The sequence below is a fragment of the Bradyrhizobium sp. 61 genome (genome assembly GCF_023073075.1).
Lineage (GTDB): Bacteria > Pseudomonadota > Alphaproteobacteria > Rhizobiales > Xanthobacteraceae > Bradyrhizobium > Bradyrhizobium barranii.
The window spans coordinates 111,396-125,069 of the sequence record NZ_JADPIU010000035.1; the positions used below are offsets into that span (position 1 = coordinate 111,396).

A 13,674-nucleotide genomic window follows, 5' to 3' on the forward strand; every position below is an offset into this window, starting at 1 on the left:
TCCGCCGTGAAACCTCGTTCGCTGTGACGTGCCACTGACGTCATACCGAGGTTACAAGAGTGTCCCGTATTGTCTTTGCCGCCAGGCGCTTCCGCGCCGGCGTTGTCGCGTTCGTTTCCCTGTATTCGCTCGATCTGTCCATTGCCCAGGCGCAGCAGTCGGCATCGCCCGATCTGCTGCCGCCGGTCGAGGTCGCACCGACCGAGCGTGCGGCCAAGCCGCAAGCCGCGCGGCCTGCGCCCGACCGGCCCGAGCAGCGGCGCGTCGCTCGGCTGCCGAAGCCCGAGCTGGTGCCGGCGTCGCCCCCGGTTGCCGGGGTATCCGCGGCCAACCTGTTTCCGACGGTCGTCGTCAGTCCGACGGGCGTTGTCACTCCGACCAATCTGGTTGCGAGCTCGGTGACGGTTCTGACCGCCAGAGACATGGAGCGCGATCAGCGCCGGACCGCATCCGATGCGCTGAGCGCGGTTCCTGGCCTGAACCTCGTGCAGACCGGCGGTCCGGGAGGACAGACGTCGATCTTCATGCGCGGAACGAATTCCAACCACACCAAGGTCCTGATCGACGGCATCGATGTCAGCGATCCCGGCAACCCGAACCGTTCGTTTGATTTCGGCCAGTTGCTCACCTCCGACATTCAGCAGATCGAAGTCCTGCGCGGTCCGCAGGGCGGTCTCTACGGCGCAGACGCGCTGGGTGGCGTGATCTCCATCGTGACGAAGAAGGGCGACGGTCCCGCCCGCGCCACCGGCTCGGTCGAGGGAGGCTCGTTCGGAACGTTCAATCAAACTGCAGGTCTGAGCGGTTCACAGGACCCCTTCAACTATGCCTTCAACGTCGCGCATTTCCACGCGAACGACGTGCCGGTGACGCCGGTCGAATTGCTCCCGCCGGGGCAGAAGGCGATCGGCAACTATTACGACAACATGACCTATTCGACGAAGCTTGGCGCCGAATTGAGCGAAAACCTCACGCTCAACGGCGTGGCGCGGTACACCGACGCCACCCTGCGCTTTACCGGAGACACCTTCGATCCCGTCACATCCGCGAGCTTTCCCGCGGCCGCGCAAAGCACGCAGACGGTGCACCAGCTCTTCACGCGCGGGGAGGCGGTCTGGTCCGCTCTCGACGACCGGATGAAAAGCTATTTCGGTGTCAACTACACCAATCACTGGAACTACAACATCTCGCCCGGCGACGCGATGGCCACGATCACGACCGGCGACCGCGTCAAGTATGATTGGCACACCACGACCCAGCTCGCGCCCAACAACAATGTCATCATTGGCGCGGAGCATGAGACCGAAACACTGCAAACGGCGACGGTCTCGGCGCAAAACGTCAACAAGGCCGGATATATGGAGCTGCAGTCCCAGTTCCGGGATCGCGTCTTCTTCACGGCCAACGTCCGGCAGGACGATAACGAGCGGTTTGGGGAACATCCGACCTTTCGTCTGGCGTCTGCCGTGATCGTGCCGGTCACGGATACGAAGTTCAAGGGAAGCTACGGTACGGGGTTCAAGGCGCCAACGCTCAACCAGCTTTACGTCAGCTTTCCCGCGTTCTTCTTCTTTGCAAATCCCAACCTCAGGCCAGAGGAAAGCGTCGGATACGACGCCGGCTTCGAGCAACCCCTGTTTGGCGATCGCGTTCGCTTCGGGTCGACCTACTTCCGCAACAACATTACCGACCTGATCCAGAGCACGTTCGATCCCGTGACGTTCACGAGCACCAACACCAATATCGGCAAGGCGATCACGGAGGGCACGGAGAGCTTCGTCGCGGCTGCGATCACGGACCGGCTTCGCGTTCGTGCCGACTACACTTTGACCCGCGCGGTGGATGCGACGGCGGGACTGGAGCTGCTGAGGCGTCCGAAGGAGAAGTGGAGCGCAAATGTCATCTGGAATCCGATCGATCCGCTGACACTTTCCGCAACCGTGTTGCACGTCGGGAGTTTCGTCGATGGTAGCCGCGACTTCAGCATTCTGCGTCTGCTGGCTCCGGCCTACACTGTCGTCAACGTCGCAGCCGAATATCTGGTCACCGACCAGGTGAAGGTGTTCGGCCGGGTCGATAATCTCGCCAATGTGCACTATCAAAATCCGACCGGCTTTCTGCAGCCGGGACTGGGCGTCTATGGCGGCATTCGCCTGGCGAATTACGACGTCAGATAGCGAGAGAGAGAAGCCTCATGACGACGGCCGATCCGCTCATGGACCTGATCGCAAGCCAGCTTGCCGACGCTGAGGCCGGCTGGAGCGTCGGCACGTTCGGTGCCATTGCCGAGTTCACACGCGAGCCCGGTGAGGCCTTCGATATGGAGCAGTCTCGCAACGGGATCAGCGCCGTGACGCAGAAGGGTGGGATACGCGTTGTCTCCCACCCGGATCTGCGCCTGATCGCATCGGAATCGCCGACCACGGAGAGCTGGAGCCACCGCATCGCGCTGTGTCTTCCGCATGAAGCCAGCGCCATGAGTGGTCGTACCGTGTTGACCGAGCTCGGTCCGGATGTCGAGGCGCTCCTGAGGAGGGATCGCAGCGGCATCCTGTTCGACCTTGGTCTCGGAACGTTGCAGATCGACGCCTGCATCCGCGTCAGCGATGCCGATGCCGTCGCCGCACTCAGGAGCCGCACGGGCCAATCCGTGTTCGCGCCCGAAAGCGATGCCATGCGGATCATTCTGGCCGCCAACCCGCACCGCGTCTTCATCAGCCGCATCGGGCGCGCCGAGGTATTCCAGCCGATCCCGCCGCCGGGCGGGCGAAGCCCTGACGGCCCGCACACCCACGTTCTGCCAAAGCTGCTCGCGCATCGCCGCACCCATGCCGCCACCGAGCCGCTGCCTGAGGGGTGGATCCCCTGCGCGCATCTCTATCCGGCCCATCCGCTGCGCGATCAGCTCGGCCGCAAGCGCGCGTTTCGGCCGGATCATCACGCAGCCTTCCAGGCGCTGCTCGAACTCTATGGGCTGCCTGAGCTGACGGCGTGCAAGAGGGCCGTGGTCGAGGCGGTCGCGAAGGGGCGGGGACCTGAGATTGTGACGCTTCCGCCCGATCGCACGGCGCGCGCCACCGTTCGCGTGGCCTTGCGCCAATTGGCGGCCAAGGAGCCGCACACGGCGGCACTCGCCGCCTGGCTTGCCGCCTACGACCGGCGCGATCCAGCCGAGACTGAAGATCCCATGGAGGCTCTTCACTGAGTCAGACGTGATGCCGCGTTCCAGCAAAATTGTGCTACAAATCCCACAAGGAGATCGTTCCATGACTGTCACCATCCTGCCGCCCCACGCCGACCGTTTCCGCCTTCATCCGGTCGCGTCGCGTCTCGCGCCGATGTTCTGCTTTGCACTGCTGACGGTGTCATGCGCGCTCGCGAGCTTCGCGCTTGCCTGCGCGACGCCGTTTGCGGCGTTCGCCGTCGTCGCCGCCGCGATGCTGCCGATGCGTCCGGCGCTGCTCGTCGTCACCGGCGCCTGGCTCGTGAACCAGACCATCGGCTTCGGCGTGCTGCACTATCCCATCGATGGCAGCACCATCGCCTGGGGCTTTGTCATCGGTGCTGCCGCGTTGCTGTCGACGGCAGCGGCATCGACCGTTCTCCGCCTGCTGCCGCAGGGCCGCACGCCGCTGATGCTGGCCATCGCGCTCGTCGCCGCCTACGCCGCCTATGAGCTCGCGCTGCTTGCCGCGACGCCGTTCCTTGGCGGAGAGGGCGCGTTCACTGCGGCCATCGTGACGCGCATCGGGCTGACCAGCGCCGTCTGGCTCGCCGGCCTCGTCGCCGCCTGCGAGATCGTCCGCCTGGTCGATCCGTTCGGGCGCGCGATGCGGAACGCGTAGGACGCCTCCGGAGTCTCCAGGTCCGGTCGTTGCGATGACCGGACTTTGCCCCACCAACGCAGGGCACCGCGCTCCAGACTGCCCCGCAGGCCGCGTTCAGCGTGCGGTCCGGAACGCAAGTTCGCGCAGCCGAGGCAGGGCGGTGTTGCGGTTGTCGCTGCGCCAGATCGCATGGAGCTCGGCGAAGACCGATGGTCCGAGCCTGATCGGGCGAAACACGACGTTGTCGAAACAGGCGTTGCGTGTTTCGTCCGGGACGATCGCAAGGCCGAGACCTGCGCTGACCAGCGACAGGATTGCCTGTGCCTGACTCATCGATTGCACGACCTGGGGCCGGATGCCATTGGCGTCGAACGCCGCCGTCAAGAGCGCGCGCATATATGGACCGCCCGACGAATACATGATGAAGGGCTGGCCCTCGAGATGCGACAGCTCCGGCCGGCGTCGCACCGCGAGCGGATGGTCAAGCGGCAGCGCAAGGGCAAGCCCTTCACGGAAGACGCTGGCGCTTCTAATTGGCTTCTCCGTCTCGATCGGCCGAACCAATCCGAGATCGATCCGGCCCGACCTCAGTGCATCGAGCTGCTGGCGCGATGTCAGCTCCTCAAAGGTGATCTCGATATCCGGCAGTTCATCGCGAACGCGCGTTGCGAGCCAGGGCAAATAGCCGTACGTCGTCGCGCCGACGAACCCGATAGACAGCGCTCCACCGGCGAGCGACGCGGCTTGCCGGGCGGCTTTGACCGCATGCTCGCGCTGCTGAAGCATCGTGCGGGCCTCGCTCAGGAAGGCGCGTCCGGCCGCGGTCAGCCTGACCGATCGGCTGGTGCGCTCGAGCAGCTTGACGGCGAGCGTTGCCTCCAGGATCTGGATCTGCCGGCTGAGCGGCGGCTGCGTCATATTCAGCCGCTTGGCGGCACGACCGAAATTCAGCTCATCGGCCACCGCCACGAACGCGCGTACCTGTCCGAACTCGATCATTGATACCTTTTCTGGATCAATTAAATCCAAAAATGAGTTTAGACCTGAATTGATCGCTGATCTAGCTTTCTCGCGTCCGATCGTCGCTGGCGTTCCGGACACCCACGGTCGCCGAAGGCGGCCGGGCAAACAAAATCGGGAAAGAAGGGGAGCAGCGTGGCCACGGAGCAGAGGCCGTCCACACGGACGCATTATCGTTTCGTCACTCTGGCGTTGATCACCATCCTGCTCGCGCTCAGCAGCGGCGACCGGGCGACGCTATCGATCGCCGGGCCGAACATGTCGAAGGCGCTCGGCATCACGCCGGTCGAGCTCGGCTGGATGTTTTCGGCGTTCGCGTGGGCCTATGTCCTTGCGCATCTTCCCGCTGGCTGGATCGCGGATCGGCTCGGTGCGAAGCAGACCATTTTGGGCGGATTGATCCTGTGGTCGCTCGTCACCTTCCTGATGAGCTGCGTCGGCTGGGCCAGCTACCCGTTCCTGGTGATGCTGATCCTGCGCTTCATGCTCGGTGTCTTCGAGTCGCCCGTCGGCCCCGCGGCCGGGCGTATCATCGCGGCGTGGTTTCCGTCCGCGGAGCGCGGCGTCGCGGGCGCCATTTTCAACAGCGCCCAATATGTCTCGCTCGTCCTCTTCACGCCGCTGATGGGCTTCCTCGATCACCGCTTCGGCTGGGAGCACATCTTCGCCGTCATGGGCGTATTGGGCTTCGCGCTCGCGGCAGTCTGGGCCGTTACGTACTATCCGCCGACCCGGCACCCGAGGATAGGTGCTGCCGAGCTTGCTCATCTGCATGATGGAGGCGCGCTGGTGGATCTCGGCGGCGCTTCGCCGACGGCAGCAGCGGTGCAGGGGCCGCGATGGTCCGACCTCGCCGAGCTGTTCAGGAGCCGCATGCTCGTCGGCATCTTCCTGGCGCAATACGGCATCTCGTCCATCACCTGGTTCTTCGTGTCCTGGTTTCCGACCTACCTCGTCAAGGACCGCGGCCTGTCGGTGCTCGATGCGAGCCTGATCGCGACCATCCCCGCCATCTGCGGTTTCGTCGGCGGCGTTACGACAGGCTTTTTCACCGACTGGCTGTTCAAGCGCACCGGTTCGCTGAGCATCGCCCGCAAGACGCCGATCACGATCGGCCTCGTCATGACGGTGCTGATCATCGGCTGCAACTACACGGACTCCACGGTTCTGATCACCGTGCTGATGAGCGCGGCCTTCTTCGGCAAGGGTTTTGGCTCGCTCGGCTGGACGGTCGTTGCCGACACTGCGCCCAAGGAGGTGATCGGTCTCACCGGCGGCGTCTTTAACGCCGTCGGCAACACCGCCGGCATCGTGACGCCTGTTGCGATCGGCTACATCCTCTCCGCCACCGGATCGTTCAACGGCGCGTTGCTGTATGTCGGCCTGCATGGGCTGCTGGCCGTGCTCTGTTACTGGGTCATCGTCGGGCCCATCGAGCGTCTCGTCATTCGCGAAGGCAGCGGGCTGATCCGCTCCGCGCCGGTCGCTGCCGAATGACATCATTTCCCGCAAATCCACCTCGATAGGAGAAAGCCATGAACTACCAGGTCAACGCGCGCATTATCGCCAACCCGCTCGCGGCAGGGCTCGCAGCCGGGGAAGCGACGACGGACCGGATCGCATGGGTGAGGACGTCGCTCGTCTTCCTGCCGCTCGCCCAGGCAATCAGCGATGCCAAGGTTCTCACCGGCCGGCAAAAACCCCTCACCGAGATCGCCTTCCTGTTTGCCGAGATCGAGACGGAGAACGGCCACAGCGGCATCGGCTACAGCTATTCGAAGCGTGCCGGTGGTCCGGGGCAGTTTGCGCACGCCAGGGAGATCGCCGGCGAGCTGATCGGCGAGGATCCGAGCGACATCGCGCGTCTGTGGGACAAGCTCGTCTGGGCCGGCGCCTCGGTCGGCCGCAGCGGCATGTCCACGCAGGCCATCGCCGCCTTCGACATCGCGCTGTGGGATCTCAAGGCCAAGCGCGCCAAGCTGCCGCTGGCAAAGCTGCTCGGCGCCCATCGCGATTCCGTTCGTTGCTACAACACCTCCGGCGGATACCTTTCGATGCCGATCGAGGAGGTGAAGGAGCGCGTCAGCATGGCGCTCGACAGGGGCATCGGCGCCATCAAGCTGAAGGTCGGCCAGCCCGACCCGATGGTCGACCTCAAGCGCATCGAGGCGGTTCGCAACCACATCGGCGACGTTCCGCTGGCGATCGACGCCAACCAGCAATGGGACCGCACCACGGCGCTGCGCTTCGGCCGCATCGCCGAGCAATTCAACCTGACCTGGATCGAGGAGCCGCTCGACGCCTACGACTACGAAGGTCATGCGGCGCTGGCAGCCGAGCTTGCGACCCCGATTGCGACCGGCGAGATGTTGACCAGCATCGACGAGCATTACGAGCTGATCCGCAACAATTCGGTCGATTTCATCCAGCCGGATGCGCCGCGCGTCGGCGGCATCACGCCGTTTCTCAAGATCCTCGCGCTCGCCGACCACAAGAAGCTCCAGCTCGCGCCGCACTATTGCATGGAGATCCATCTGCATCTGACCGCGGCCTATGCCCGGGAGCCCTGGGTCGAGCATTTCGAGTGGTCGGAGGCGATGTTCAACGAAAAGCTCGAGGTCGTGAACGGCCGCATGATCGTGCCGAACCGGCCGGGCCTCGGCTTCAGCCTGTCGGAGCAGGCGCGCGCCTGGGCCCGTGACGTCCACGAGGTCGGAAAGCGGCGCTGAGGGAGGATGGCCATGTACGAACCAAAGACGAAGCTTAGTCCCCTGGATCCGTCTGTCATCCGCCGGCTGAAGGATGTCTCCTCGGGTTCGCTGACCACCGAGCTGTTCAAGAAAGGCCTGCGCCAGTGCTTTCTGGTCGGGCTGGTGCCGATGAACAAGGACGCGGTCCGCTTCGCCGGTGAAGCTTTCACCATGCGGATGATCCCGGCGCGAGAGGATCTCGATACCATAGAGACGCTCACGCCGTATCCGAACGCGGACAATCTGCAGTGGGAAGCGGTCGAGAGCATCCCGCCCGGCCATGTCCTGGTGATCGACAGCCGTAACGATCCGCGCGCGGCATCCGCGGGCGCCATGCTGCCGACGCGGATGAAGGTGCGGGGCGCCGCGGCCATTGTCACTGATGGCGCGTTTCGTGACGGCCAGGAGCTGGCGCGGCTCGATTTCCCCGCCTATGCCCGGCAGGTCACGGCATCGACGCGGTTGTCGTATCATCGCGTCGCGGATCTGAATATTCCGATCGCCTGCGCCGACGTGGCGGTCTACCCGGGCGACATCATCGTCGGTGACGGTGACGGCATCACGGTCGTGCCACGGCATTTGGCCGCCGAAATGGCCGACCTCTGCGAGAGGCGGGACCAGCTCGAGAAGTACCTGTCGTATCGTATCAGTGCCGGCGAGCCGCTCTACGGCGTCTATCCGCCCACACCTGCCGTGCGCGCCGACTTTGAGGCCTGGAAAAAGGCCGGTGCGGATCCGGCGAGGGCCACGACGATCCGGGCGGGAGCCTGACATGAGCAAGACATCGCCCGCCGCCATGGAGGCGACGATCCGTCGCTATTTCGACGCCTGCAACGCCGCCGACTACGATGCCTTGATGGCCTGCTTCACGGCGGACGCGGTTCACTACTTCCCGCCCGGCTTGCCGGACATTCCATGGCGTGGCGCCGATACCATCGCGCGCAAATGGATCTGGTGCGTCGAGAATCTCGGTTCGCGATGGACGATCGAAAAGATTCTTTGCTCGTCGGCGTCGCCGGAAGCCGTGATCGAATGGACGCACTGGAAGCGCAAGCAGGGCACGGCGCTTCGCGGCGACGAATGGTACGCGTTCGAAGGGGCGAGCGGACGCATCAAGGAGATCAGGGCTTATTATGCGGCGCCCGCCGATCCCTCGGCCCGGATCTGCGAGCTCGTCGATTTCGACTATCGCGATCGCGGCTATCACCTTTCGTCCGAATAGCGTCGGGCGGCCGCGCCGTTCCTTGGCGGCGAGGGCGCCTTCACCGCCGTCATTGTGACGCGCATCGGGCTGACCAGCGGTCTGAATCGCCGGCCTGCGATGCGCGCCGTGCAGCGAAACGAGGACCTTTGCGGAGAAGCACCTCGGTGCAATCAGGGCGAAAATTGCGGAGCTGCGTGTGCTGGAAGCGACAGTGGCGTCGCTGGTGAGCGGCTGCGAGGCGACATGCAGCGGCAGCGTCGCGCCGGACTGTGTGATCTTGCAGTCGGGCCGTGGGTCACGCAGCGCGCCAAGCTGAAGAGCGATCCAAGTGCGAATTCCCGCATTCCACAGGGAACAGGGCTCATGACCCGCAACGAATCGTTGACACCCGGCTGCATATGTCACCACATGTGGGCGTCACGGTTCCGCTGGATCGCAAGATTTAGTGGCTAAGAGGGAAGCCGGTGAACCGCGCGAGAGCGCGGAATTCCGGCGCTGCCCCCGCAACTGTCAGCAGCGAGCTGCTTCCGAACAATCGTCACTGGTGCCTTTCGCACCGGGAAGACGGGAAGTGGGCGACGACCTGCGAGCCAGGAGACCTGCCGCGACAATCTGAACGTCCACGGGCGGGGTGTCCGGCGGTCGCTTGCATGCACCGCCCGGCAACTCTGCTGCCGGCGTTTCTGCAGCGTCCTTCCTTACAGCCCCGTTCAAACACAACGCGCGCATCACGGGGCCCATTGATGTCACTGAACCTGCACGACGCGGACACCGCTTCCGCACCCATCGTTCATTTGCGTCCACTATCGCTTGCGCCTGCTTCGAGCGAGCCGGCCATGCAGATCATCCGCCGCAATGGAAAAGTCTCGCCGTTCGATTCCGCTAAGATCGCGGTCGCCATGACCAAGGCCTTCCTCGCGGTCGAAGGCACCAGCGCGGTCGCCTCGCGCCGCGTCCATGAGAGCGTGGAGCAGCTGACGGCCGAAGTCGTCACTGCGCTGATGCGGCGGGCAGGCGAGGGACGCACCTTCCATATCGAGGACGTGCAGGACCAGGTCGAGCTCGCCTTGATGCGGAGCGAGCACCACAAGGTCGCGCGCGCCTATGTGCTGTACCGCGAGGAGCGGTCGCGCCAGCGCGCCGAGGAGGCGGCCGCGGAAGTGACGCCCGCTGTCGCGCCGGCACTTCATGTCACGCTCGCCGACGGTTCGCGCGTTGGTCTCGACACCAAGCGGCTCGCGCTGATTATCGGCGAAGCCTGCGCCGGTCTCGACGGCGTCTCTGCGGCACCCGTGCTCACCGAGACCACCCGCAATCTCTACGACGGCATCAGCCAGGACGAACTGGCACTGGCCTCGATCATGGCCGCGCGCACGCTGGTCGAGCAGGAGCCGAACTACGCCTATGTCAGCGCGCGCCTGCTGCTGGACAAGCTGCGCGGCGAGGTGCTGTCCTATGTCCATGCCGTGCCGACCTCCGCCTCGCAGGCCGATATGGCTGTACGCTATGCCGAATATTTCCCGGCCTACGTGAAGACCGGCATTGCCGCCGAACTGCTCGATCCTGAACTGGCCCGCTTCGACCTCGGCCGGATCGCGGCTGCACTCAAGCCCGAGCGCGACCTGAACTTCCAGTTCCTTGGCCTCCAGACGCTGTACGACCGCTACTTCCTGCACGTCCGCGGCAAGCGGATCGAACTGCCGCAAGCCTTCTTCATGCGCGTCGCGATGGGTCTTGCGGTTCGCGAGATCGACCGAGAGGCCAAGGCGATCGAGTTCTACGATCTGCTGTCATCGTTCGACTTCATGGCCTCGACGCCGACGCTGTTCAATTCGGGTACGCTGCGTCCGCAATTGTCGTCCTGTTTTCTCACAACCGTCTCGGACGACCTCGACGGCATCTTCAAGTCGATCAAGGACAACGCGCTGCTGGCAAAATATTCCGGCGGCCTCGGCAACGACTGGACGCCGGTGCGCGGCCTCGGCGCCCACATCAAGGGCACCAACGGCGAGAGCCAAGGCATCATCCCGTTCCTGAAGGTTGCCAACGACACCGCCATCGCCGTCAACCAGGGCGGCAAGCGCAAGGGCGCGGTCTGCGCCTATCTGGAGACCTGGCACGTCGACATCGAGGAATTCCTCGACCTGCGCAAGAACACCGGCGACGACCGCCGCCGCACCCACGACATGAACACCGCCAATTGGGTGCCGGACCTGTTCATGCAGCGCGTCGATGCCGATGGCGAATGGACGCTGTTCTCGCCTGACGAGACGCCCGATCTGCACGATCTCTATGGCGAGGCGTTCAAGACCGCCTACGAGGCCTATGAGGCCAGGGCGAAGGCTGGCGGCATGCGCGTCTTCAAGACCGTGCGCGCGAGCGACCTCTGGCGTCGCATGCTGACCATGCTGTTCGAGACCGGTCATCCCTGGATCACCTTCAAGGACCCCTGCAATCTGCGTTCGCCGCAACGCCACGTGGGCGTGATCCATTCTTCGAACCTCTGCACCGAGATCACGCTCAACACCTCGGCCGACGAGGTCGCCGTCTGCAATCTCGGCTCCATCAACATGCTCGCGCATGTCGGTCCCAATGGACTCGACCATGCCAAGCTGAAGCGGACGGTGACGACAGCAGTACGGATGCTCGACAACGTCATCGACATCAATTTCTACACGATCCCCGAAGCGCGCCGCTCCAACATGCGTCATCGTCCCGTCGGGCTCGGCCTGATGGGCTTTCAGGAAGCGCTTCAGATCCAGCGCATTCCGACCGCGTCCGACGCGGCCGTGGCGTTCGCCGACACCAGCATGGAGGCAATCTCGTTCCACGCGATCGAAGCGTCGTCCGATCTCGCTGCGGAGCGCGGACGCTATCCGAGCTTCGAGGGCTCGCTGTGGTCGAAAGGCATTTTGCCGCTCGACTCCATCCAGTTTGTCGCCGATGCCCGCGGCGGGCTCGACGTCGATCGCTCCGCAACGCTCGACTGGGATCGCCTCCGCAAGAAGGTCACGTCCAGCGGCATGCGCAACTCGAACGTCATGGCGATCGCGCCAACGGCGACGATCTCCAACATCTGCGGCGTCTCGCAGTCGATCGAGCCGAACTATCAGAACCTGTTCGTGAAATCGAACATGTCCGGCGACTTCACCGTCGTGAACGAGTTCCTGGTGCGCGACCTCAAGGCGAGGGGGCTTTGGGACGAGGTGATGGTCTCCGACCTCAAATATTTCGACGGCAGCGTCGGCCAGATCGACCGCGTTCCTGACGATCTGAAGGCGCTCTACGCGACCGCCTTCGAGATCGACAGCGCCTGGCTGATCGAGGCGGCCGCGCGCCGGCAGAAATGGATCGACCAGTCGCAGTCGCTCAACCTCTACATCGCCAATCCCTCCGGCAAGAAGCTCGATGCGCTCTACCGGCTGGCTTGGCGGCGCGGCTTGAAGACGACCTACTACCTGCGCTCGCGCAGCGCCACGCATGTCGAGAAATCGACGTTGAAGGGCACCGACGGAAAGCTCAATGCGGTGTCCGCGTCAGTGGCGGTGTCGCACGCGCCGATCATGATACCGACCTCTGCGGTGCCGGACCTCGACGGCATCAAGGCCTGCCGGATCGACGATCCCGAATGCGAAGCGTGCCAGTGAGGAGATGACGATGCTCGACTGGTCCGATACCGAAACCACAGCGGCCGCTCCTGCCGTCTCAAGTCTCGCCACCGCACTGCGTCCGCAGACCCAGCTCAAGCTCGAGCCGGCCGACCCGACCGGCTTAGGCGCGATCGATCGCGCCGGCGGCCGCGTCTCGGTCGACGAGAAGCGGATGATCAACTGCCGCGCCGACGTCAACCAGCTGCTTCCGCTGAAGTACAAATGGGCCTGGGAGAAGTATCTCTCAGGCTGCAACAATCACTGGATGCCGACCGAAGTTTCGATGCAGGCCGACATCGCGCTATGGAAGTCGCGGGACGGACTGACCGAGGACGAGCGGCGCGCGATCAAGCGCAATCTCGGATTCTTCGCGGCTTCCGAATCGCTGGTCGCCAATAACATCGTGCTGGCGATCTACCGTCACCTCACCAATCCGGAGTGCCGGCAGTACCTCCTTCGGCAGGCCTTCGAGGAGGCGGTGCACACCCACACCTTCCAGTATATCGTGGAAAGCCTCGGCTTCGACGAAGGCGAGCTGTTCAACATGTACCGCGAGGTGCCGTCGATCACGGACAAGGCGGCCTGGGCGCTCAAGCACACGCAGCACCTGGACGATCCGTCGTTCCAGACGGGGACGCCGGATAGCGACCGCGCCTTCCTGCGCGATCTCGTCGCCTTCTATGTCGTGTTCGAGGGGATGTGGTTCTACACCGGCTTCGCGCAGATACTGTCGCTCGGCCGCCGCAACAAGATGGTCGGCATCGCCGAGCAGTATCAGTACATCCTGCGCGACGAGAGCATCCATCTCAACTTCGGCATCGACGTGATCAACCAGATCAAGATCGAGAACCCGCATCTGTGGACGGCGGCGTTCCAGGACGAGATCCGCGGCATGATCCGCGACGCAGCCGAATTGGAGGCCGCCTACGGACGGGACACGATGCCGCGCGGCTTCCTCGGCCTGAATGCTGCGCTGTGCGAGCAGTACATGCACTTCATCGCCAACCGCCGCTGTGCGCAGATCGGGCTCGCTCCGGTGTTCGCCGAGGTCGAGAACCCGTTCCCGTGGATGTCCGAGGCAATGGATCTGAAGAAGGAGAAGAACTTCTTCGAGACCCGCGTCATCGAATACCAGAATGGTGGTGCGCTGACTTGGGAATAGCACCGATCATGGCTATGCCGCGGGCGTGTCACCTGTGCTTAAACGGTGGCACGCGTGCGGC

9 protein-coding genes, 1 pseudogene and 1 riboswitch are annotated in these 13,674 nt (G+C 64.1%); of the genes and pseudogenes, 9 read left to right on the top strand and 1 reads right to left on the bottom strand.

What is annotated here, in order from left to right; translation table 11 throughout:
• Positions 1-59: 59 nt before the first annotated feature.
• The 3 genes from IVB46_RS10935 (at position 60) to IVB46_RS10945 (ending at position 3,845) form a co-directional block, all read left to right on the top strand.
• Positions 60-2,177, top strand: a complete 2,118-nt coding sequence (locus IVB46_RS10935) for a TonB-dependent receptor (RefSeq protein ID WP_247305280.1) — start codon at positions 60-62, stop codon at positions 2,175-2,177.
• Between the two features lie 17 nt (positions 2,178-2,194).
• Positions 2,195-3,205, top strand: coding sequence for a hypothetical protein (locus tag IVB46_RS10940; protein WP_247305283.1), 1,011 nt, complete (start codon positions 2,195-2,197; stop codon positions 3,203-3,205).
• 61 nt (positions 3,206-3,266) lie between these two features.
• Positions 3,267-3,845 carry a hypothetical protein gene (locus tag IVB46_RS10945; RefSeq protein WP_063983095.1) on the top strand — a complete coding sequence of 193 codons (579 nt, stop codon included), beginning with the start codon at positions 3,267-3,269 and terminating at the stop codon, positions 3,843-3,845.
• A gap of 96 nt (positions 3,846-3,941) precedes the next feature.
• Here the strand turns inward: IVB46_RS10945 and IVB46_RS10950 are convergent, their stop codons facing one another.
• A complete protein-coding gene (locus IVB46_RS10950; RefSeq protein WP_247342727.1) occupies positions 3,942-4,826 on the bottom strand; it encodes a LysR family transcriptional regulator in 885 nt (294 codons plus the stop codon).
• A gap of 153 nt (positions 4,827-4,979) precedes the next feature.
• On the opposite strand from IVB46_RS10950, the pseudogene IVB46_RS10955 reads away from it, so the two are divergent.
• The 6 genes and pseudogenes from IVB46_RS10955 to IVB46_RS10980 all read left to right on the top strand — a co-directional run.
• A pseudogene (locus IVB46_RS10955) lies at positions 4,980-6,344 on the top strand (MFS transporter); the annotation flags it as partial.
• Positions 6,345-6,382: 38 nt separating this feature from the next.
• Positions 6,383-7,576: a mandelate racemase/muconate lactonizing enzyme family protein gene (locus IVB46_RS10960; protein ID WP_247305291.1), complete on the top strand. Its 1,194-nt coding sequence runs from the start codon at positions 6,383-6,385 to the stop codon at positions 7,574-7,576.
• A 12-nt stretch (positions 7,577-7,588) separates the two neighbouring features.
• The gene (locus tag IVB46_RS10965; RefSeq protein WP_245344250.1) at positions 7,589-8,368 is read left to right on the top strand and encodes a ribonuclease activity regulator RraA; all 780 of its coding nucleotides are present in this window, start codon (positions 7,589-7,591) and stop codon (positions 8,366-8,368) included.
• 1 nt (position 8,369) lies between these two features.
• A complete protein-coding gene (locus tag IVB46_RS10970; RefSeq protein WP_247305294.1) occupies positions 8,370-8,819 on the top strand; it encodes a nuclear transport factor 2 family protein in 450 nt (149 codons plus the stop codon).
• Positions 8,820-9,204: 385 nt separating this feature from the next.
• A riboswitch (cobalamin riboswitch) is annotated at positions 9,205-9,423 on the top strand.
• Positions 9,424-9,544: 121 nt separating this feature from the next.
• Positions 9,545-12,448, top strand: a complete 2,904-nt coding sequence (locus IVB46_RS10975) for a ribonucleoside-diphosphate reductase subunit alpha (protein WP_247305297.1) — start codon at positions 9,545-9,547, stop codon at positions 12,446-12,448.
• Between the two features lie 10 nt (positions 12,449-12,458).
• Positions 12,459-13,613, top strand: a complete 1,155-nt coding sequence (locus IVB46_RS10980) for a ribonucleotide-diphosphate reductase subunit beta (RefSeq protein ID WP_247305300.1) — start codon at positions 12,459-12,461, stop codon at positions 13,611-13,613.
• The last annotated feature ends 61 nt before the right edge of the window (positions 13,614-13,674 follow it).

Bases quoted from the DNA above. Each gene is read 5' to 3' on its own strand.
- IVB46_RS10975 (WP_247305297.1), top strand. From the start codon at position 9,545: ATGTCACTGAACCTGCACGACGCGGACACCGCTTCCGCACCCATCGTT.
- IVB46_RS10965 (WP_245344250.1), top strand. From the start codon at position 7,589: ATGTACGAACCAAAGACGAAGCTTAGTCCCCTGGATCCGTCTGTCATC.
- IVB46_RS10950 (WP_247342727.1), bottom strand. From the start codon at position 4,826: ATGATCGAGTTCGGACAGGTACGCGCGTTCGTGGCGGTGGCCGATGAG.
- IVB46_RS10945 (WP_063983095.1), top strand. From the start codon at position 3,267: ATGACTGTCACCATCCTGCCGCCCCACGCCGACCGTTTCCGCCTTCAT.
- IVB46_RS10970 (WP_247305294.1), top strand. From the start codon at position 8,370: ATGAGCAAGACATCGCCCGCCGCCATGGAGGCGACGATCCGTCGCTAT.
- IVB46_RS10940 (WP_247305283.1), top strand. From the start codon at position 2,195: ATGACGACGGCCGATCCGCTCATGGACCTGATCGCAAGCCAGCTTGCC.
- IVB46_RS10960 (WP_247305291.1), top strand. From the start codon at position 6,383: ATGAACTACCAGGTCAACGCGCGCATTATCGCCAACCCGCTCGCGGCA.
- IVB46_RS10980 (WP_247305300.1), top strand. From the start codon at position 12,459: ATGCTCGACTGGTCCGATACCGAAACCACAGCGGCCGCTCCTGCCGTC.